This is a genomic window from Nonomuraea turkmeniaca, assembly GCF_005889735.1.
GTDB classification, from domain to species: Bacteria; Actinomycetota; Actinomycetes; order Streptosporangiales; family Streptosporangiaceae; genus Nonomuraea; species Nonomuraea turkmeniaca.
Genome location: NZ_VCKY01000049.1, coordinates 11,962 through 31,087, shown reverse-complemented (window position 1 = coordinate 31,087; position 19,126 = coordinate 11,962). Strand labels below are relative to the sequence as shown.

Annotated in this window: 18 protein-coding genes; 7 read left to right on the top strand and 11 right to left on the bottom strand. The window is 69.4% G+C overall.

The window, feature by feature from the left end:
- Position 1: 1 nt before the first annotated feature.
- From ETD86_RS16820 to ETD86_RS16810, 3 genes are all read right to left on the bottom strand, one after another.
- Positions 2–1,603, bottom strand: a complete 1,602-nt coding sequence (locus tag ETD86_RS16820; RefSeq protein WP_138667093.1) for an FAD-dependent monooxygenase — start codon at positions 1,601–1,603, stop codon at positions 2–4.
- Between the two features lie 4 nt (positions 1,604–1,607).
- Positions 1,608–2,228, bottom strand: coding sequence for a TetR/AcrR family transcriptional regulator (locus tag ETD86_RS16815; RefSeq protein ID WP_138667092.1), 621 nt, complete (start codon positions 2,226–2,228; stop codon positions 1,608–1,610).
- 170 nt (positions 2,229–2,398) lie between these two features.
- The gene (locus ETD86_RS16810) at positions 2,399–3,127 is read right to left on the bottom strand and encodes an SAM-dependent methyltransferase (RefSeq protein ID WP_138667091.1); all 729 of its coding nucleotides are present in this window, start codon (positions 3,125–3,127) and stop codon (positions 2,399–2,401) included.
- 120 nt (positions 3,128–3,247) lie between these two features.
- Between ETD86_RS16810 and ETD86_RS16805 the strand changes: the two genes are divergently transcribed.
- Positions 3,248–3,724 (top strand): NUDIX domain-containing protein, encoded by a 477-nt coding sequence (locus ETD86_RS16805; protein ID WP_246147954.1) that lies wholly within the window; start codon positions 3,248–3,250, stop codon positions 3,722–3,724.
- A gap of 34 nt (positions 3,725–3,758) precedes the next feature.
- Here ETD86_RS16805 and ETD86_RS16800 read toward each other — a convergent pair whose 3' ends face one another.
- From ETD86_RS16800 to ETD86_RS16785, 4 genes are all read right to left on the bottom strand, one after another.
- Positions 3,759–4,532, bottom strand: a complete 774-nt coding sequence (locus ETD86_RS16800) for an ABC transporter ATP-binding protein (protein WP_138667090.1) — start codon at positions 4,530–4,532, stop codon at positions 3,759–3,761.
- 98 nt (positions 4,533–4,630) lie between these two features.
- The gene (locus ETD86_RS16795) at positions 4,631–5,491 is read right to left on the bottom strand and encodes an ABC transporter permease (RefSeq protein ID WP_138667089.1); all 861 of its coding nucleotides are present in this window, start codon (positions 5,489–5,491) and stop codon (positions 4,631–4,633) included.
- Entirely contained in the window at positions 5,488–6,303 is an 816-nt protein-coding gene (locus ETD86_RS16790; RefSeq protein ID WP_170223114.1) for an ABC transporter permease, read from the bottom strand. The genes ETD86_RS16795 and ETD86_RS16790 overlap by 4 nt, the downstream gene beginning before the upstream one ends.
- Positions 6,300–7,298, bottom strand: a complete 999-nt coding sequence (locus ETD86_RS16785) for an ABC transporter substrate-binding protein (protein WP_138667087.1) — start codon at positions 7,296–7,298, stop codon at positions 6,300–6,302. The genes ETD86_RS16790 and ETD86_RS16785 overlap by 4 nt, the downstream gene beginning before the upstream one ends.
- Before the next feature lie 518 nt (positions 7,299–7,816).
- On the opposite strand from ETD86_RS16785, the gene ETD86_RS16780 reads away from it, so the two are divergent.
- The 4 genes from ETD86_RS16780 to ETD86_RS16765 all read left to right on the top strand — a co-directional run bounded on the left by ETD86_RS16780 (position 7,817) and on the right by ETD86_RS16765 (position 12,176).
- Positions 7,817–10,768 (top strand): sensor histidine kinase, encoded by a 2,952-nt coding sequence (locus tag ETD86_RS16780; RefSeq protein WP_170223113.1) that lies wholly within the window; start codon positions 7,817–7,819, stop codon positions 10,766–10,768.
- Positions 10,765–11,187 carry a roadblock/LC7 domain-containing protein gene (locus tag ETD86_RS16775; protein WP_020546542.1) on the top strand — a complete coding sequence of 141 codons (423 nt, stop codon included), beginning with the start codon at positions 10,765–10,767 and terminating at the stop codon, positions 11,185–11,187. Before ETD86_RS16780 ends, ETD86_RS16775 begins: the two co-directional genes overlap by 4 nt.
- Positions 11,188–11,260: 73 nt before the next feature.
- Positions 11,261–11,608 (top strand): DUF742 domain-containing protein, encoded by a 348-nt coding sequence (locus ETD86_RS16770; protein WP_138667110.1) that lies wholly within the window; start codon positions 11,261–11,263, stop codon positions 11,606–11,608.
- Positions 11,589–12,176, top strand: coding sequence for a GTP-binding protein (locus ETD86_RS16765; protein ID WP_138667085.1), 588 nt, complete (start codon positions 11,589–11,591; stop codon positions 12,174–12,176). Before ETD86_RS16770 ends, ETD86_RS16765 begins: the two co-directional genes overlap by 20 nt.
- Positions 12,177–12,230: 54 nt before the next feature.
- Here ETD86_RS16765 and ETD86_RS16760 read toward each other — a convergent pair whose 3' ends face one another.
- From ETD86_RS16760 to ETD86_RS16745, 4 genes are read right to left on the bottom strand one after another with little or no spacing between them, the layout of a single operon-like run.
- Positions 12,231–13,247 (bottom strand): methyltransferase, encoded by a 1,017-nt coding sequence (locus ETD86_RS16760; RefSeq protein WP_138667084.1) that lies wholly within the window; start codon positions 13,245–13,247, stop codon positions 12,231–12,233.
- Positions 13,248–13,264: 17 nt separating this feature from the next.
- Entirely contained in the window at positions 13,265–14,056 is a 792-nt protein-coding gene (locus ETD86_RS16755) for an ABC transporter permease (protein WP_246147953.1), read from the bottom strand.
- Positions 14,053–14,829, bottom strand: coding sequence for an ABC transporter permease (locus tag ETD86_RS16750; protein WP_138667083.1), 777 nt, complete (start codon positions 14,827–14,829; stop codon positions 14,053–14,055). The genes ETD86_RS16755 and ETD86_RS16750 overlap by 4 nt, the downstream gene beginning before the upstream one ends.
- Complete coding sequence (locus tag ETD86_RS16745) at positions 14,826–15,812, bottom strand: ABC transporter substrate-binding protein (RefSeq protein ID WP_246147952.1); 987 nt, start codon at positions 15,810–15,812, stop codon at positions 14,826–14,828. The genes ETD86_RS16750 and ETD86_RS16745 overlap by 4 nt, the downstream gene beginning before the upstream one ends.
- 437 nt (positions 15,813–16,249) lie before the next feature.
- Here ETD86_RS16745 and ETD86_RS16740 point away from each other — a divergent pair, with 437 nt between their 5' ends.
- Both ETD86_RS16740 and ETD86_RS16735 read left to right on the top strand, forming a co-directional pair.
- Positions 16,250–18,058, top strand: a complete 1,809-nt coding sequence (locus ETD86_RS16740) for a sensor histidine kinase (RefSeq protein ID WP_138667082.1) — start codon at positions 16,250–16,252, stop codon at positions 18,056–18,058.
- Positions 18,025–19,086 carry a hypothetical protein gene (locus ETD86_RS16735; protein ID WP_170223112.1) on the top strand — a complete coding sequence of 354 codons (1,062 nt, stop codon included), beginning with the start codon at positions 18,025–18,027 and terminating at the stop codon, positions 19,084–19,086. The genes ETD86_RS16740 and ETD86_RS16735 overlap by 34 nt, the downstream gene beginning before the upstream one ends.
- Positions 19,087–19,126: the final 40 nt, after the last annotated feature.

Genomic DNA, 19,126 nt, shown 5'->3' with positions numbered 1-19,126 from the left:
ATCACTCCGTGCCGAGCAGCCGGCGGCAGGCATCGTCGAGCACGGCGCCGCAGCGGGGCCCGGCCGTCTCCGTCGCACGCCAGGCGATGAACCCGTCCGGCCGGATCAGCACGGCGCCGGTGCCGGTGATTGCGAACGCCGCCGCGCAACGATTCTCGCGGTCGACGACAAAGGGCGTCCCGTCCGGCAAGTCGCCCGCTGCCAGCCGGTACGGGGTCAGCGGCAGTCCGTCGCGTTCGGCGATGCGGGTGGCGGCCTCGATCCAGGCGGCGCCGCCCATGCCCGCCAAGAGAACCAGCCCGCCTGCCCACAGGTCCACGGTGGATACCTGTTTGCCGTCCCGCTCCAGCCACACGTGGGCCGCCCGGCTGCCGGGAGCTCCGCTGGGGTGGCGTGGGTCCTCGAAAGGATCGCCGGGGCCGTACCGGTAGCCGAACTTGAGCGTCACCTCGTCGAGAAGCTCGACCGCGCCGGCCTCCGGGGGCAGGTCGGCGCCGAACCACTCCCTGCCCGTGGCCAGTGCCTGGTCCACGGTCAGCTGGGCGACGGGCCGCCGTTCGACGTCGTAGGTGTCGAGGAGGGCAGGGCTCGCCCAACCGCGCAGGACGTAGGCGAGTTTCCAGGCGAGGTTCGCGGCGTCCTGGATGCCGGTGTTGGCCCCGTACGCTCCCGCGGGAGGCATGACATGGGCGGCGTCCCCGGCCAGGAACACCCGGCCCGCCGCGAGCCGATCGGCCACGGCGGCGGTGGTCTGCCACGGCAGGACGTCGAGCGGTTCGACCGCCAGGCCGGGAATCCCCGCGGCCGCCCTGGCCAGCTCCACGCACCTCTCCGGCGTGAACTGGTCGGGGCTCTCCCCGAGGTCGGGACGGTACGTGACGTGCAGCGCCATCTTGTCGCCGATGACGCGGACCATACCGGCGAACCCAGGATTGTTGATCTGGCAGATCGCGAAGCTCTTGTCGCCGAGTGCGTCGCCGAGGTCGGCGCGCACCATGATGCCGGCGACGTGCTCCAGCACTCCCACACCGCTTCGGCCGATGCCGAGCCGGGCGCGGATGCCGCTGTTCGCGCCGTCGGCGGCGATCAGGTAGTCGGCGTGCACGGCGGTCCGGGCGCCGGTCGCCCGGTCGGTCAGGATCGCGGAGATCCCGTCCGACCCGTCCTCGAACGACTGGAGTTCGGTACCGAAGCGCAGGTCGGCGCCGAGCGCTCCCGCGTGCCGGCGCAGCACCGGCTCGAGCACGTCCTGGGACAGGACCGCGTCGTCGCAGGGACTGACGTCGGAGAAGCCTTCGTGCGCGCCGCGGGCGTTCGGCGGGCTGAGCCAGTGGTGATCGGGACTGGTCAGGCTTTCGGCCCACAGCAGTCCCGAGTCGGTCAGCTTCCAGGGGCCGGCGGCGCGGACGGCCTCCTCCACGCCCGCGGCCCGGAACAGTTCCATGGTGCGTGCGTTGTAGCCGGGCGTGCGCGGGTGGATGGACGTGCCGGGATGGCGTTCGGCCAGCACCACGTCCACGCCGTGCCGGCGGAGGAACAAGGCGGCGGACAGGCCGACCAGGCTTCCGCCGGCGATCAGCACGTGCGTGCGTTCCTGGGACATGTCGTCATTCCTTTCCGGAGGCGGGAGGTTCGACGGCGGCCAGTAGCCGGTGGAGCTCGTCACTGACGCGGCCGGGGGCGTCGGCGGGCAGCGGAGGGCGCATCACCATGCCGAGCACGAGGTAGACGATCATCGTGGCGGCGGCCTCCGCGTCGAGATCGCCGCGTACGCGTCCGTCGCGCTGCCCGGACCGCAACCATTCGACGATGGTCTCGTGCCAAGCCTCGTGCCAGGTGGCGAGCATGGCCAGCAGCGCCGTGTCCTCTCGTGCGGCCCAGGTCATCTCGTTGAGCAGCCGGAAGCGTCCGGGCTCCGCCTCGGCCTGGTAGGACAGCCCGGTGAGCATTGTTCGCAGCGCGGCCACCCCGTCCTCCCAGTCGGCGTCCAGCCGGAGGGGAGCCAGCATCTGCTCACGGATCGTGTGCTCCAGCACGGCTCGGACCAGGTCGTTCTTGGTGGGGAAGTAGTAGTGCAGGGTGGCGACCGTGATGCCGGCCTCGGCGGCGATATCGCGGGTGCGGGCCCCCTCCAGGCCGGAGCGCACCATGGCGCGGTAGCCCGCGGCGATCAGGCGCTCACGGCGTTCCTCGGCGCGTGGCCCGGGTTTCGCGCGCTTGGCAGTCATACTGCCCGCCCTCCATTTCTATCAACTGATAGAAAACTAGGCGGCGGCCATGGAGCTGTCAATCATTTGATAGAAATGCGTACGGGCATTCCCTTCGTCGCTGTGGTCGGAACGGCATGTTCACCCCCTGAGCCGTCCACGGCCCTGATCAACGGCGTCTCCCGGCCTGCTCACACCCGCTGGAGCAGCAGGCTGACGAAGCCGAGCACGCCGCGGTAGCCGGTGAGCCACATGTCGCGGTGCTCCCGCATGACGGCCAGGGCGTGCTCGCCGTCGGGGCCGGGGTTGGCGGCGGCCCAGCGGGCCAGCGTGCCGGTCCACGACAGCTCGTAGTCGTCCCATTCGGCCAGGTCGCTCACGTGGCCGTAGACGGTCAGCCAGCCATCGGACTCGGCCGCCGCGATGGTGCCCGCGAGGCCGGGGTACGTGCCGATGGCCTCGGCGAGCGCGCGATCGGGAGTGCGTTCCCAGAATCCCTCGCCGACCAGCGCCAGCCCGCCCGGGCGGACGAAACGGGAGACGGCGTCCATGGTCCCTTTCAGCCCGCCGAAGGCGTGGGTGGAGCCGACGCAGAGCACCAGGTCGTACGGCTGGGTGGCGGGGAAGTCCGCGGCGGGCGTCAGATGCAGCGACAAGCGGTCGGACAGACCGCGCGCGTCCGCGGCACGTTGGGCGGCGGCGATAGCGTGCGGGGAAACGTCCACGCCGTCGGCGACGGCCGACGGGACAAGCTCGAGCGCCCGCAGCGACCATGCGGCCTCGCCGCAGCCGAGGTCGAGGATGCGGGCCCTGTCCGGCAGCGCGGCCCGGCGCACCAACCTGTCGAGCGTGTCGTCCGAGATGGGGCCGGCGATCGGGTGGTCGCGGTGGGCGATGGCGCTGAGCAACTGTCGGTCCATGCCGTCCATCTTCTCGGCGTCCGCAACACGTTTTCCCGGGCTCACCTGTGGCGTTCGAGGAGCAGGAGGAGGCGGGTGGTGGCGGCCATGGCCCGGCCCGGGAATGTCATGATCGAGCACATGCCGATTCCCCGAGCGGTCGCCGTGGTCGTCGACGGACCACGAGTGCTGATCATCAAACGCTTTCTCAGACTGGGGCGCTCAGAGGCGTGCCCCATGTGCGAGGCCTACGGTGAGCGGGGGCCGATGTGCCCCGGTCACCACTACGCCGTACTGCCCGGCGGCCATGTCGAGGAGGGCGAGACCGCCGCGGCGGCGGCGCTGCGCGAGTTGCACGAGGAGACGACGCTCGAGGGCAGGGTCGATCGGCTGCTGTGGACGGGTTGGCACAACCGGCGTCCTGCCTCATATTTCCTGATGGCGGACGTCACGGGCACGCCCGTCCTGTCCGGGGCGGAGACCGCGGAGCACGGGGCGGACAACAGCTTCGAGCTCATGTGGGTGACCGCCGACGAGTTCGACGAGCTGAATCTGCATCCAGGCGACATCCGCGCGCCGCTCGCGGCGCTGCTGGGTCACGGCGTTGGGCCCGCCTGATCCGAGTTCGGCGACCTCCGCGCCCGGAGGAGGGTCAGGCCGCCGCGGCGTGGCCGCGGACCAGGCGGCCGACCTCGGCGCGGAGGTGCACGAAGTCCGGGTGCTCACGGGTGGTGATCTGGTCGCGCGGCCCGGGCAGGTCCACCTTGAGGTCGCCGACCACGTGAGCGGGGGCCTTGGACAACACCACCACGCGGTCGCCGACGTAGACGCTCTCGTCGATGTCGTGCGTGATGAGCACGATCGTCATCCGGTGGTGGCCGCGTACCTTGAGCACCAGGTCTTCCAGGTCCTCCCGGGTCTGGGCGTCCACGGAGCCGAACGGCTCGTCCATGAGCATCAGCGACGGCCGGTACGCCAGCGCCCGCGCGATCGCCACCCGCTGCTGCATGCCGCCCGACAACTGGAACGGGTATTTGCGTTCGGCGCCCGCCAGCCCCACCGACTCCAGCGCCTCGTGTGCGGCCTCGCGGCGCGCCTTCTTGTCCATGTTCTTGCGGCGCAGCGGCAGCGCCACGTTGTCCGCCACCGACATCCACGGGAACAACGAGCGGCTGTAGTCCTGGAAGACCACGGCCAGGTTGTCCGGCGTCTGGCGCACGAGGTCGCCCTCGACCTTGATCTGGCCGCCCGTCGGCGTGATCAGGCCCGCGATCGAGCGCAGCAGCGTCGACTTCCCGCAGCCCGACGGCCCGACGATGCACAGCAGCTCGCCCGCGGCGACGCTCAGGTTGAGGCCTTCGATGGCGTGGTGCGCGTTCGGGCTACCGCCGCCGTAGACGTGGGAGAGATTCGTTATCTCGAGCAATGGAATTCCTTGGGGGGAGACCTGAGTCAGCACAAGACTGTAGCGAAGCACGGAAAGTTGGACATGTCGGTCAGGTAAACGTGCTCAGGGCGCTGATCTTACTCCGTGAGCTGCTGCGCGGCGTGGTGCCAGCCGAGCACTCGGCGCTCCACGACCAGGAACAACTCGTTGAGCAGATAGCCGAGCACCCCGAGGAGCACGATCCCGGCCCACATGGCGGTCAGATCGGACTGAGACTTCGCGAACGTGAGCTGGAACCCGATCCCGTCGGTCGTGCCGGGCAGCAGCTCGGAGAACACCATGACGATCAACGACAGCGACACCGCCAGCCGCAGCCCGGCGAACATCTTGGGCAGCGTCGACGGCAGGATCACCCGGCGCAGCCGCTCGGCCCGCGTCAGCCGGAACACCTGGCACGTCTGCAGGTGCAGCGGCTCCACCGAGCGGGCGCCGTCGGCGGTGTTGAGCAACACCGGCCACACGATGCTGAACATGATGAACGCCAGCTGCGCCTTCAGGCCGAACCCGAACACGACCAGGAACACCGTGATCAGCGCCGGTGGCGGGATCGCCCGCAGGAACTGCAGCACCCCGTCGAGATAGTCGTACGCCCGCGCGGACAGCCCCACCGCCAGCCCGAGCACGACCCCGGCCAGCGCGCCCCCGGCGAACCCCGCGGCCATCCGGCCGAGGCTGGGCAGGATGTGCTCGATGGCCGGGTCGGTCAGGAACAACGTGCTGGGCGGCCCGGAGAACCACATCGTGTACATCCGCACCACGATCATGCTCGGCGGCGGGAAGAACGCGCTGCCGAGCACTCTGGTGACCGTCTCCCACACCAGGATGAGCACGACGAGCACCAGCCAGCGGAACGCCGCCGTCCGCACGCCCTTCCTCCGCGCGACGCTGTCCCTTCTCGCGATCGCCGCTCTCGTGGCGACCTCTGCCGTGGCTTTCATCCCGGCTCTCCCAACCGCGCGTGATGCCAGCGGAACGCCCGCCGCTCGGCCGCGACCAGCAAGGCGTTCACCACGACCCCGAACAGCCCGACCCAGCACACCCCGGCCAGGATGTCCGTCATCCGCGCGGGCACGGCCAGGCCGGCCAAGTAGATGAACACGCCGATGCCCTCGCCCTGCCCGGCCACGATCTCGGTGCTGACGGTCAGGATCAGCGCCACCCCGGCGGCCAGCCTGAAGCCGGTCATGATGAAGGGCGCCGACGACGGCAGCGAGACGCGCAGCAGCACGGACAGGGGGCCGAAGCCGTACGACCTGAGCGACTCCTTGGCCAGGGGGTCGACGCCGCGCAGGCCGTACATCGTGTTGTAGAGGATCGGCCACAACGCGGCGTAGACCACGAGCGTGACACGTAACTGCAGGCCGGTGCCGATGAGGAGGGCCACCAGCGGGATCAGCGCCACGGAGGGGATCGGCCGCAGGAACTCCACGACCGAGCGGCTCGCGGCGTCGATGATCGGCACACTGCCGAGCAGCAGGCCCAGCGGCACCGCGATCAGCGCCGCGAGGCCGAGCCCGATGGCCCAGGCGAGCATGCTCGTCAGGGCGTGCGCGCGGAAGGCCGGGTCGGACACCAGCGTCACGCCCCGCGCGGCGATCTCCGTCGCGGGTGGCAGGGACTCGGGGTCGACCAGGCCCGTCCGGCTGAGCAGCTCGATCAGCGCGACGAAGGCGACGGCTCCGGCCGCCCGGCGCGACCACCGTGTGGCGGTCCCGACCGGGCGGGCGCGGGCCAAGGTTTGGGCGCTCACCCGGAGGTCGTGGGTGACATGAGCGTCTTGACCTCGATCGGCTTGCCCAGCCACTTGGCCTCCAGCATCCAGTCGGCCACTCGTTGCAGCCTGACCGGGTTGTCGTTGCTGGAGAAGTACGGGAACGTGACGGTGGCCGCGGTGGCCGCGTCGATCTGGGTGAAGGTCGGCAGCACCTTGGCCACCGCCTCGCGGTTGTTCTCCATCAACTTGGCCGCGTTGTGGATGGCTCGCTGGAACGCCGCCGCGACCTTCGGGTTCTTGTCGTACCACTCTTGGGTGCTGACGTACCCGGAGATCGGGAACTCCGCCGCGGGGCCGGAGGCGGGGTCGAGGATCTTGCGGGCGCCCATCGAGGCCGTGGCCGCCGTCACCATGGGTTCACCCAGGTAGGCGGCGTCGATCTGGCCGCTCTTCCACGACGGCATGATGTTCTGGAACGTCACCTGGACGTATTTGATCGAGGCCGGGTCGACGTTGTTGGCCTTCAGCACCTGGGTGAGGGCCAGCTCCTGGAAGTTCTGCAGGACGTTCACATTGATCGTCTTGCCTTCGAGGTCCTTGGCCGTCTTGATGGGCGAGTCGGGCAGGGCCATGATGCTCAGCGAGTCGGGCGCGGCGCGCGAGCCCTCGGCCAGGATCCGCAGTTTGAGCGCCCCCTTGTCGTGGGCGGCGAACATGGACACGTAGTTGCCGAACATGGCGTCGATCTCGCCGTTCAGCAACATGGGGATGGCCTCGGGCGCCGCCTGGACCACCTGCGGGGTGACCTCCAGCCCCTCCTTCTCGAAGAGCTTCTGGTCGATCGCGACGTAGAGGGCCGCGCTGTCGATCGCCGGCAGGGTAGCGATCTTGATCTTCGTCTTCTCCAGGCCGCCGGCGGTGGCGGATGGTGGCGCGCTGGCAGTCGTGGAGCCGCCCATGCTGCACGCGACGGCGCCGAGTGTCAAAGCTAATCCGATGATGGCGGCCCTGGCGGGATGGCCAAGCCTCATGTCAGGGACTCCCTTCAGATGGAGCCGGGGGGTGGGGGACCGGGCGGTTTCTGCTGCCGGGGTTGTGTGCCTGACGCACAACAGGGATTGACCGTAGCACCAAATTGGTGGTCATTATCGCGAAGATAACACTTGTGGTTGCAATGTCCGTTTGTCGCTATATCGTGAAAATTTGATGACCGGTAAGAAACTGAGTGTTTGTCCTTTTTGGGAAAGGTGGTGTCGCCGGGGCTCGAGTTGCTGCTGGGACGGGATTTACGCTGCTCTCTCTGAGCCTGGAGGGGCTCATGGGACGGTCGTTTATTGCCTGTTTCCCCAGATCAGCGGTGGTCTACCGATTCTGTCGTATTTTTCGGACAATCAGGGATAAACGCCTCATCGGGGCACTATTGGTGGTTGGCCCTAGCTAACCCGTGTGCTCAAATGGCGCTTATCTCGATGTACATATTGCCCCACGTGCATTTACCTGCAGGGTCACCCGAGAATTCCCCTCCCGGGGCGAGAGGTTGCGAAGGCAAGTGAGAACGCAGAGCGCTGAAGCTTCCGCCGACCGCGAGCCGCACGCGCACCAGAAGCGACGGCCGCCCAAATCGTCGTCTGGCAGATTCGGGCTGGGCAACTGGCACGTGCGGTCGCGCCTCATCGCGCTGATCGTCGTTCCCACGGCCGTGGCCGTGGGCCTAGGCGGGCTGAACGTGATCACCTCGCTCAACGACGCCAGGACCTACCAGACCCTCCGCGAGGTCGCCGAGGTCAGCGAGCAGCTCGGGGCGGTCACCCACGGGCTGTCCTTCGAACGGGACGAGACCGCTCTCTACATCGCCCAAGGCCGCCCCGAGAACCGCGAGGCCCAGCTGCGCACCACGTACAGCGGGGTGAACGCGCTGATCGACGAGGCCAAGCAGCGGGCGCGGGCGATCACCGACACCCACGCCGAGGCCGTACGGCCGGTGCTGCGGCGCCTGGAGGAGATCCCGACGCTGCGGGACACGGCCGTCGACGGGAAGATCCAGCCGCTGCCGATGATCCGGAAGTACTCGGAGATCGTCGCGGCTCTTCTGCAGTTCCACGACCAGGTCGGCCAGGTCGCGGTCGACGACCAGGTCTCCGACAGCGCCAGTGCCATGGCCGCGATCGCCCGCGCCAAGGAGCAGGCGTCCAAGCAGCGCGGCATCCTGGCCAGCGCGCTGGACAAGAAGGGCTTCGACAGCGGCGAGTTCGACGCGCTCACCGACGCCAAGTCGCGTGAGGAGAGCGAGGAGACGCTCTTCGCCACGCTGGCCAACCTCGACCAGCTGGAGCTCTACCGCAACACCGTCGTCGGGCGGGACGTGGACCAGACGGACCTGTTCCGGCTGCGGGCCATGGCGCAGTCGGCCGAGGGCAAGGAGCTGAGCATCGGCGTGCCGTCCAACAAGGACGTGGCCACGTGGTTCGAGGTCAGCACCGGCAAGATCGACGCGCTGCGTGTCGTGGAGAAGGAGCTGGCCTCCTCGGTGATCCTGCGCGCCCGCACCCTGGAGGAAGGCGCCAATCGCTCGGCGCTGATCTCCGGGGGTCTCATCCTGGTTCTGCTGCTCGTGGTGGTCGCGATCATCTCGCTCATCGCCCGCTCGCTCATCAGGCCGCTGCGCAGGCTGCGCCACGAGGCACTCAACATCGCCGGGCACCGCCTGCCCGAGACCGTGCAGCAGCTGCGGGAGAGCGGTGACGGCACGGTCGGCCCCGTCGTCCCGATCGGCGTGGACACCCACGACGAGATCGGCGAGGTGGCGCGGGCGTTCGACGAGGTGCACCGCGAAGCGGTGCGCCTGGCCGGCGAGGAGGCGCGGCTGCGCAGCAACGTCAACGCGATGTTCGTGAACCTGTCGCGGCGCAGCCAGACCCTGGTGGAGCGGCAGATCACCCTGATCGACGGGCTGGAGCAGGGCGAGCAGGACGAGCAGCGGCTGGGGAACCTGTTCAAGCTGGACCACCTGGCCACCCGCATGCGGCGCAACAGCGAGAACCTTCTGGTGCTGGCCGGTCAGGACCCGCCGCGCCGGTGGAGCCAGCCGGTGAAGCTGGTCGACGTGGCGCGGGCCTCGCTGTCGGAGGTCGAGAACTACGAGCGGGTCGTCCTCCAGGTGCCCGACGGTGTCTCGGTCGCGGGGCAGGCCGTCAACGACGTCATCCACCTGCTCGCCGAGCTGGTGGAGAACGCTCTGTCGTTCTCGCCGCGCGAGACCCGGGTGACGGTGTCCGGCAGCAGGATCGACGGCGGCGGCGTGATGTTGTCGATCACCGACTCCGGCATCGGGATGACGCAGGAGGAGCTGGTCCAGGCCAACGAGCGGTTGACCGACGCGCCGAGCGTGGACGTGTCGGTGTCGCGGCGGATGGGCCTGTTCGTGGTCGCCAGGCTGGCGCACCGGCACGGCATCCGCGTTCAACTGCGCCCGCACAGCTCGGGCGGGCTGACCGCGATGGTGCTCATCCCGGAGAACATGCTCGGCTCCCAGGCGCCGACCTTCCCCGGCCAGCCGTCCTACTCGGGCAACCAGCCGCCGTCGTTCAACCCGCCGCCCGTCTTCGCGAGCGACCCGCCTTCGCCGCTCGCTCAGCCGACCGCCTTCGCGGGCGACCAGCCGCCAACTTTCGCGGGCGACCAGCCGCCGGCCTTCGCGGGCGACCCGCCCCTCGCCTTCTCGGGCGCGGGGAGCGGCAGGGACGAGCCCTACTCGGGGCCGCATCCGGCACCGCCCGCCACAGACTGGCCGCAGGCCCCGTACCAGATAGGCCCCGGCCACCCGTCCTTCCCGTCGAACGCCGAGCCGGGCGGCTGGCCGGCGCCGCCGACCCAGTGGCAGCCCGACCCGGGCGCCTGGTCCGCCGGGCCGCGTGGCCTCGGCGGCTACGACAGCGCGGACGTCTGGTCCCCGCCACGCAACGCGGGCTGGAACGGCAGCAGCCTGCCCAAGCGCCCCGTGCCCACCGAGCCGCCGCGCGGCGGCTGGAACGGCGGCGGCGACACCATGCCGCCGCAGCGACCGGGGTTCGAGTTCACCGACGGCGAGCATGGGGCCACCGGGCCCATGCCGCCCGCTCCGCCCGCGTCCGCGGGCGACGACTACCTGCCGATCTTCGCCGCTGTGGAGTCCGCCTGGTTCGGGCGGGACAAGAGCTGGAGCTCCTCCAAGGCGGACGAGGGCTGGAGCGCTGCGGAGGCGGTTGTGGAGCCGGTACGTGGTGAATCGACGGCGGCCGGCCTACCCAAGCGGGTGCCCAAGGCCAATCTGGTGCCGGGCTCGGCGGACATGTCGTCGGCGCCCAAGGGCGTCACGCCGATGCCGTCGGTGTCCCCGGACCGGGTGCGCAACCGGCTCTCCAGCTTCCAGCAGGGCTTCCGGGCGGCGCGCGACGACATCACCGAGGGCAGGGCCGCGTTCACCTCCGGCCCGCGGAGCGACGACAGGGAGGAGGGCGTATGAATGACCTGAGCCACGCGGCGCGCGGGGTCGACTGGCTGATCACCGATTTCGTCAGTACGGTCCCGGGCGTCGCGCACGCGGTGGTCGTCTCATCTGACGGGCTGCCACTGGCGGCTTCGTCGGGCTTCCCGGCTGACCGGGCTGATCAGCTGGCCGCCATCGCGTCGGGGCTGGTGAGCCTGACGCAGGGGGCGGCCAGGGTGTTCGAGGGCGGTGCGGTCAATCAGACGATCGTGGAGATGCAGCGCGGGCTCATGCTGATCATGTCGATCAGCGACGGCTCGTGCTTGGCGGTGCTGGCCGCCCCGGACTGCGACATGGGTCTGGTGGCGTACCAGATGACACTGATGGTCGATCGCGCCGGTCAGGTGCTGACCCCGGCTGTGCGCGCGGAGCTGCGTGCCAGCCAGACCAGGTGATGAGAACGTGACAGACCCACGATGGACCAGCCGCGAATGGGCGTCCCCGCCAGAACCACAGTCCCAGTCGCAGCTGAACCCAGACCCCGCTTCGCCCGTCCGTCCGTACGCGGTGACAGGTGGACGGACGGCGCCGCGGGTCAAACTGGCGATGGAGGCGCTGGTGTCCTCGGCCACGGCCGAGCACCGGGAGTTCTCGCATATCACGCCGGAGTACGAGGCGATCAGCCAGCTGTGCCGGCAGGTCCGGTCCGTGGCGGAGGTGTCGGCCCTGCTGCGGATCCCCCTCGGCGTGGTGCGCGTGCTGATCGCTGACATGGCGGCCGAAGGCCTGGTCCGCGTGCACCAGCCACAGCTGGACGCCGGACGGCCCGACGTTAATCTGCTCGAAAGGGTGCTCAGTGGACTTCGCAGGCTCTAGCCCCGGCCTCACCTCGACGAAGATCGTGGTGGCTGGAGGTTTCGGGGTGGGCAAGACGACGTTCGTCGGTGCGGTGTCGGAGATCATGCCGTTGACCACGGAGGCGGTGATGACCGACGCCTCGGCGGGGATCGACGACCTGGGCATGACGCCGCTGAAGTCGACGACGACCGTGGCCATGGACTTCGGCCGGGTGTCCCTCGACCGTGACCTGATCCTCTATCTGTTCGGCACGCCTGGACAGCACCGGTTCTGGTTCATGTGGGACGACCTGGTACGCGGCGCGATCGGCGCCGTCGTGCTGGTGGACACCCGCCGGCTTGCCGACAGTTTCCCGGCGATCGACTATTTCGAGGAGGCGCAGCTGCCGTTCATCGTGGGCGTCAACGGCTGGGACGGCCAATACCCGCACAGCGACGGCGAGGTGCGCGACGCCCTGACACTGGCGCCGCACATCCCGCTGGTACGCCTGGACGCCCGCAAGAAGGACTCCGTGAAGAGCACGCTGATCAACCTCGTCGAGCACGCGCTCACGGTCCGGATGGCCGTTCCGGGCTGGGGCGGTTAGCCCCCGGGGCGGCGCCAGGGCCGACACCCTGACGACCCGCCGGACGGCCCTGGGTCATCCGGGCGCGTCACTGGGCCGGGCCTCGATGAGGCTCGCTCCTGCGCCCATCTCGATGACCTCGCCGAGCGTCAGATCCGCCCGGCCGAGCAGCGCCGCGTACTCGTCGCGGCTGCGCTCCGCGCCACCGTTGAAGATCGCCAGCATCCGCAGGTCGATGTCCTTGCCCAGATGCGGCGCCTCGTCGTCGGGCAGCACCACTTCGAGGATCAGAACGCGGCCGTCGGGGTTCATGGCCTGGCGGACGTTGCGCAGGATCTTGACCGCGTCCTCGTCGTCCCAGTTGTGCAGCACGCTGGCCAGCAGGTAGACGTCCCCGCCGGCCGGGACCGCGGCGAAGAAGTCGCCCGCGACGACCTCCGCCCGGTCTGACAGGCCCTCCGCGGCCAGCGTCCGCGCGGCGTGGTCGGTCACGTGCTCCAGGTCGAACAGGATGCCCCGCATCCGCGGGTTGGCGTGCAGGACCGTGGCCAGGATGTGGCCCTTGCCGCCGGCCACGTCGACCATGGTCGCGGTGGCCGGGAAGGCGTACCGCTTGGCCAGGCCCTCGGTGAGGGGGATGGCCCGGCGCCTCATGTAGTCGTCGAACATGCCGCTCGATGACGGGTTCTTGGCCAGGTGGTCGTAGAGGTGGCCGTAACGCTTCACGAAGGCGGAGCTGCCGTCCCGCACCGTGGCGGGGAGCATGCCCATGGCGTACCAGAAGCCCTCCTCGCCGAGCATGCGGATCGAGGAGCGGACGGAGTCGGGCGCGTCGGAACGCAGCGCGGCGCCCCGCTCGGTGAGGCCGTAGGAGTCAGGACCGCTGGGGCGGACCAGATCCTGGCTCGCCAGCTCGCGCAGCACCCGGCGTAGTGCCGGCGCGTGCGCGCCACAGCGCCGGGCCAGCTCGGCGCTGTCGAGCGGGCCGGGCGCCAGATGGTCGGCCAGTCCCAGCTCGGCCATGGTCAGCAGGGCCGAGAAACGGGAGAGGTCGCTGATGGCGCCCCAGAGGAGGTCGTCGGAATGCGGCATGAGTCCTTCCAGCGGGATCACGCGTTACGGGTGGCCTGCCGGTGCCAGACGAGCAGGCGCCGCTCGGCCAGCACGAACAGGGAGTTCACGAGATAACCGAGGACGCCGAGCAGGGCGATCGTGGCCCACACGCCGGCGCCGTCGAAGCTGCGCTGCGCCTGCAGCAGCTGGTAGCCGATGCCGTCGGTGCTGCCGAACAGCTCCGAGATCACCATGAGGATCAGCGCGAGCGACAGGCTCAGCCGCAGCCCGGCGAAGATCTTCGGCGAGGCCGCCGGGAGCAGCACCACCCGCAGGTACTGTGCCTTGGACAGGTTGAAGACCGTCGCGGTCTCGGTGTACGTGCGGTCCACCGCCCTGACCCCGTCGATCGTGTTGAGCAGCACCGGCCAGATCACGCCGAACACGATCGTGGCCAGCTGCATGGTCAGCCCCGCGTGGAACAGCACGAGGAAAAGCGGCAGCAGCAGCGGCGGCGGGACGGCCCGGCCGAACTCGATCAGCGGGTCCACGTAGTCGGTCGCCGTCCGCGAGCGCCCGAGCAGGACGCCCAGCACGATGCCGAGCACGGCGGCCAGGATCCACCCTCCGAACATGCGGCCCAGGCTCGGCAGCAGGTTCTCCACCGCGCCGTCGGTGAGGAAGACTCGCGAGACGGGGCCGGAGAACCACAGCTCGTACATGCGGGCGACGATCGTCGTGGGCGGGGGGAAGTCGCTGTCCTCCAGCCCACGTGCGATGACCTCCCAGGCGACGAGCACGACGGGGATGATCCAAAGTCTGGCGCCGGTGTTCAAGAGGGATTTCACGACTCCTGCGCTCCCGTCCGCACGCGGTGCCAGTGGAACAGGCGGCGCTCTCCGGACTGCAGGACCAGGTTGGCGAGCACGCCGAAGATCCCGGCCCAGAACGTCGCCGCCATCATGAGGTCCATCCGGTTGCCGCTGCTCGCCTGGACCACGTAGACGCCGATGCCGGCGGTGCCGCCGGCCAGCAGCTCGGCGCTGACGGCCAGGATCAGCGCGATGCCCGCGGCGATCCGCACCCCCGTCGCGACGAAGGGGGCGGCGCTTGGCAGGCTCACCCTGGCCAGCACGGCCAGCGGGCCGAAGCCGAAGCTGCGCAGCGACTCCTTGGCCAGCGGGTCCACGTCGTGCATGCCATAGAGGGTGTTGATCAGGATCGGCCACATGCAGGCGTACACGATGACCGAGACCTTCATCAGCTCGTCCACCGGGATCAGCAGGATGGCGAGCGGGATGATGGCGACGGAGGGGATCGGCCGCATGAACTCCAGCACCGGCCTGATGGCCCGCTCCACCGGCGGCAGCGCGCCGAGCAGCACGCCCAGGGGAACGGCGATCCCGATCGCGATCAGCATGCCGAGCGCCCAGTTCGTGAGGGTCGTGCCGAGCCCGGCGAGGAAGTCCGGATCGATCAGCAGGAGTGCGGCTTCGTACAGGATGGCCGAGGGGGCAGGGAAGATCGCGTCGTCGCCTATGACGAAGCGGATGTAGAGCTCCCCGACGGCGAGAAGCCCCGCGGCGCCGGCGGCGCCGCGGAGCAGTCGAGCACTGATCATCCGGCCGAGGGCGCCGCGATGACGGACTTCACGTCGATCGGGCTCGTGATGTAGCCGTATTCGAGCATGAGGTCGGCCACCTTCTGCAGGCGGTTCTCGTTCAGCTCGCTGGGGTAGCTGCCCAGCGTGATCACGGACGCGGTCTTCGCGTCGATCTTCGTGTACGTGGGCAGCATCTTCTCGATCTCCTTGCGGTCAGTCGAGGCGAGCTGCTGCGCCTTGGCGATCGCCCGCTGGAACGCGGCCAGCGTCTTCGGGTACTTCTGCGCCCACTCCTCGGTGGCCATCCAGCCGGCGATGGGGAGGTTCTCGGTCTGGCCGGTCATCGTGTCGACCAGCTTGCGGAAGCCGAGCCCGCTCTGGGTGGCCGTGATGAAGGGCTCGGTGATCCAGCCCGCGTCGGCCTGGCCCGAGTTGACAGCGGCGCCCATCTCGGGGAACGGCTTCTCCGCGAACTTGACGTCGGCCTTGGTGAGACCGGCCACCTTGAGCTGCGTCTCCACGGCGAGCGTGGCGATGTTGTTGAGGTTGTTGACCATGATGGTCTTGCCCTTCAGGTCCGCCACCGTCTTGATGGGCGAGTCCTTCGGGACCATGATGTTGAACGTGTTGGGACCGGCCTGGTAGCTGTCCGCGACCAGCTTGATCTTCTTGCCCTTGCTGACGGCCAGGAACGTCGAGACGTAGTTGGTCTGCGAGATGTCCAGCGCGCCGCTCTCGATCTGCGGCAACGCGGCCGCGCCACCGGTGATGGTCACCGGCTCGACCGTCAGGCCCTCCTCCTTGAAGAAGCCCTTGGCGTTGGCGATGTAGAGCGCCACGGGGTCGGGGATCGGGAGCGCCCCGACCTTGATGGTGGTTTTCTCCAAGCCCTTGCTGTTGGCCGACGTGTTCGCGGAGTTGTCGGATCCGCCGCAGCCGGTAAGCACGAGAGCGACTGCGACGCCGAGTGCGACGGCGTTGCAGCGCAGTTTGCGTGTCATGGGGGGGTTCTCCTACCAGGGGGAAGCGTCTGGAGATCGGCACAGAATACCGGGCGTGAAGCGTACCGGAAGGGGAGATCCGATCGGCAGCGCTATGCCTTGTATCGGAGGTTTATCTGATAAATATGACAGTAAGAGACTATAGATGTAAATAAGTGGATAACGACCGATTAGTGGTTATATGTCCGAATTGATGTGCTGGTTGCGCTCCGTGTCCGAGACCTTGCCATGTGAACAATGTGTGACTTGGAACGGTTGAAAACTCCCGAGACGTTGGCTGAACTATGAGGTTTGTGCTCAAATTGGGCCTCGAACCTGCCTGCGATCAATCGTCCTCGCGACGAAACTGCTGAGACCCCCCTGAAGCAGGCCATGGCGAGAGGTTGCCACCAGTGAGGACAACAACGACCGACCCCGGTCGTGGTAGGGCTCCGGACGTGCCCGAACAGCCGGCGGGCGGCGAGGTGCCGGAAGTGCAGCTGCCCAAGGCGGGCAGTTCGTTCGCCTTGCGCAACTGGCGAGTACGCACCCGCCTCATCGCCCTCATCGCCATTCCCACGATCGTGGCCGTCATCCTGGGCGCCCTGCGGGTCACCACGTCGATCTCCAGTGCCCAGCAGTACCAGGTCATCGGTGAGGTCGGCCGTCTGGTCACGGGCTTCGGCGAGCTCTCCCGCGACCTCGGACTCGAACGTGACCTGGCCGCCCGCTACGTCGCCTCCGGCCGAGGGACGACCGAGGCGCAGCGGCTGAAAGGTCAGCAGGACATCGTCGACATCAGCGTCGGCCGCGTCCGGTCGATCGCCCGGGAGACCGGGTCGTCCCTGTCCGACATCGGCCGCAGGAGCCTCGACCGCATCGAGACCCGGCTCGGCCAGCTCGCCTCGCTGCGCGAGACGGTGGCGAAGACACAACTGGCGCCGCTGCCCACGGTGGAGAAGTACTCCGAGACCATCGCCGACATGTTGCAGCTCTACAACGAGCTCGCCCAGGGCGCGACGGACGAAGAGCTGATCTCCACCAGCTCGGCTCTGCGGGCCATCGCCCGAGCCGAGGAAGAGGCGTCCAAGCAGCGCGCGCTGCTGACGGTCGCGCTCGTCAGAGAGTCCTTCGACGCGCCGGAGTTCAGCGCGTTCCTCGACGCCGGCTCCCGGCGGGACAGCGAGCGCGCCGCCTTCCTGGCCGTGGCCACGCTGGCGCAGCGCCAGATGTTCGACGACACCGTCGCCAACGTGAAGATCGGCCGCGCCGAGCTCTACATCGACCGCGCGGTGCTGCTGCACAACACCTCCATCGGCGCGTCGAACACGCTCGCGAGGAGCTCCTACCTGCGGAGGCTGGACACCTCCACCACGAGTGACACCGACCGCTGGTTCGACTCCATCAGCGAGACCGTCGACCGGCTCCACCAGGTCCAGAAGGCGCTCGGCGATCAGGTGGCCACCCGCAGCGCCGACCTCGCCGGCGCTGACCGGCAGCTCGCCGCGGTCAACATCGCGATCGTCATCGCCCTGCTGGTGCTGGTGCTCGCGATCACCGCCGTCATGGCCGGCTCGCTCGTACGGCCGCTTCGGCGCCTGCGCGGCGACGCACTCAAGATCGCCGGCCAGACCCTGCCCGACCTCGTCCGCCAGCTGCGCAGCACCGACGTCGACCCCGACAGGCTGCGCGTGCCGCCCATCGAGATCAACTCCAAGGACGAGATCGGTGAAGTGGCGCGGGCGTTCGACGAGGTCCACCGCGAAGCGGTGCGCCTGGCCGGCGAGGAGTCCAAGCTCCGCAGCAACGTCAACGCGATGTTCGTGAACCTGTCGCGGCGCAGCCAGACCCTGGTCGAGCGGCAGATCACCCTCATCGACGGCCTCGAGCAGGGCGAACAGGACGAGCAGCGGCTCGGGAACCTGTTCAAGCTCGACCACCTGGCCACCCGCATGCGGCGCAACAGCGAGAACCTGCTGGTCCTCGCCGGCCAGGAGCCACCACGCCGCTGGAGCCAGCCCGTCAAGCTCGTGGACGTCGCCCGCGCCTCGCTGTCAGAGGTCGAGAACTACGAGCGCGTCGTGCTGGAGGTGCCCGAAGGCGTCTCCATCGCGGGGCAGGCCGTCAACGACATCATCCACCTGCTCGCCGAGCTGATCGAGAACGCTCTGTCGTTCTCCCCCGCGAGACCCGCGTGCCCGTCTCCGGTAGCCGGATCGACGGCGGCGGCATCATGCTCTCCATCAGCGACTCCGGCATCGGAATGACCGGGGAGGAACTCGCCCAGGCCAACCAGCGCCTGATCGACGCGCCCACCGTGGACGTGTCGGTCTCCCGCCGCATGGGCCTGTTCGTGGTCGCCCGGCTGGCGCACCGCCACGGCATCCGGGTGCAGCTGCGCCCGCACGGCTCCGGCGGCCTCACCGCGATGGTGCTCATCCCCGAATCCCTGCTCGGCACGCAGGCTCCCACGACCGCCGGCGCCGCGCCCGCGACCGCCGGTGCCGGCCTCGCCCGTGAGCAGGCCTTCCCCACGCCGCAGCCCGCGGCCGCCGCCGGCCCGTGGCCGCCGGGCGGCTACCAGCCCGGCCCCGGGCACCCGTCCTATCCCTCGTATCCGTCGGCGGAGCCGGTGCCGAGCAGCCCCTGGTCGTCGGCGCCGCAATGGCCTGCGACCGGCGACAACTGGATGGCGAGCAACTCGGCTCCCTCGTCGGACGTGTGGGTGTCCTCGCGCGGGCCCGCCACGGGAGAGACCACCGCGCTGCCACGGCGCGGCGGCCTGCCGCCGGAGGAGCCCAGCCCGTGGACACGCGGTCCCGAGCAGCGTCCGGCCCCAGCGGCCCAGCGCTACGACTTCCCGGAGACCGAGTCCGCGGCGACCGGCCCCATACCGGCGGTCAAGCCCGCCTCGGCCGGGGACGAGTACCTGCCGATCTTCGCCTCGGTCGAGTCCGCCTGGTTCGACCACGGCGTCGAGAACGGCGCGACGTGGGGCTCGGCCAAGGCCGACGCCGGCTGGAGCGCCGCCGAGGCCGTGGTCGAGCCGGTACGCGACGGGTCCACGGCCGCCGGGCTCCCCAAGCGGGTGCCCAAGGCCAACCTGGTGCCAGGCTCAGCCGAGGCCGTCTCGGCCCCGAAGGGCGTCGCGCCCATGCCGACGATCTCGCCCGACCGGGTGCGCAGCCGCCTTTCGAGCTTCCAGCAAGGGTTCAGGGCCGCTCGCGACGACATCAGCGAGGGCAGGACGTACGGGTCCGGCCCCAGGAACAACAGTAGGGACGATGGCGCATGAGCGAGCGCAGCGAGCGGCCAGTCACACACAGCCGACTGTC

Excerpts from the sequence above, each read along its gene's own strand:
- ETD86_RS16785 (WP_138667087.1), bottom strand. The coding sequence starts at position 7,298 with ATGAGGCTTGGCCATCCCGCCAGGGCCGCCATCATCGGATTAGCTTTG.
- ETD86_RS16795 (WP_138667089.1), bottom strand. The coding sequence starts at position 5,491 with ATGAAAGCCACGGCAGAGGTCGCCACGAGAGCGGCGATCGCGAGAAGG.
- ETD86_RS16820 (WP_138667093.1), bottom strand. The coding sequence starts at position 1,603 with ATGTCCCAGGAACGCACGCACGTGCTGATCGCCGGCGGAAGCCTGGTC.
- ETD86_RS16745 (WP_246147952.1), bottom strand. The coding sequence starts at position 15,812 with ATGACACGCAAACTGCGCTGCAACGCCGTCGCACTCGGCGTCGCAGTC.
- ETD86_RS16760 (WP_138667084.1), bottom strand. The coding sequence starts at position 13,247 with ATGCCGCATTCCGACGACCTCCTCTGGGGCGCCATCAGCGACCTCTCC.
- ETD86_RS16735 (WP_170223112.1), top strand. The coding sequence starts at position 18,025 with ATGCTCTCCATCAGCGACTCCGGCATCGGAATGACCGGGGAGGAACTC.
- ETD86_RS16750 (WP_138667083.1), bottom strand. The coding sequence starts at position 14,829 with ATGATCAGTGCTCGACTGCTCCGCGGCGCCGCCGGCGCCGCGGGGCTT.
- ETD86_RS16810 (WP_138667091.1), bottom strand. The coding sequence starts at position 3,127 with ATGGACCGACAGTTGCTCAGCGCCATCGCCCACCGCGACCACCCGATC.
- ETD86_RS16815 (WP_138667092.1), bottom strand. The coding sequence starts at position 2,228 with ATGACTGCCAAGCGCGCGAAACCCGGGCCACGCGCCGAGGAACGCCGT.
- ETD86_RS16775 (WP_020546542.1), top strand. The coding sequence starts at position 10,765 with ATGAATGACCTGAGCCACGCGGCGCGCGGGGTCGACTGGCTGATCACC.
- ETD86_RS16805 (WP_246147954.1), top strand. The coding sequence starts at position 3,248 with ATGCCGATTCCCCGAGCGGTCGCCGTGGTCGTCGACGGACCACGAGTG.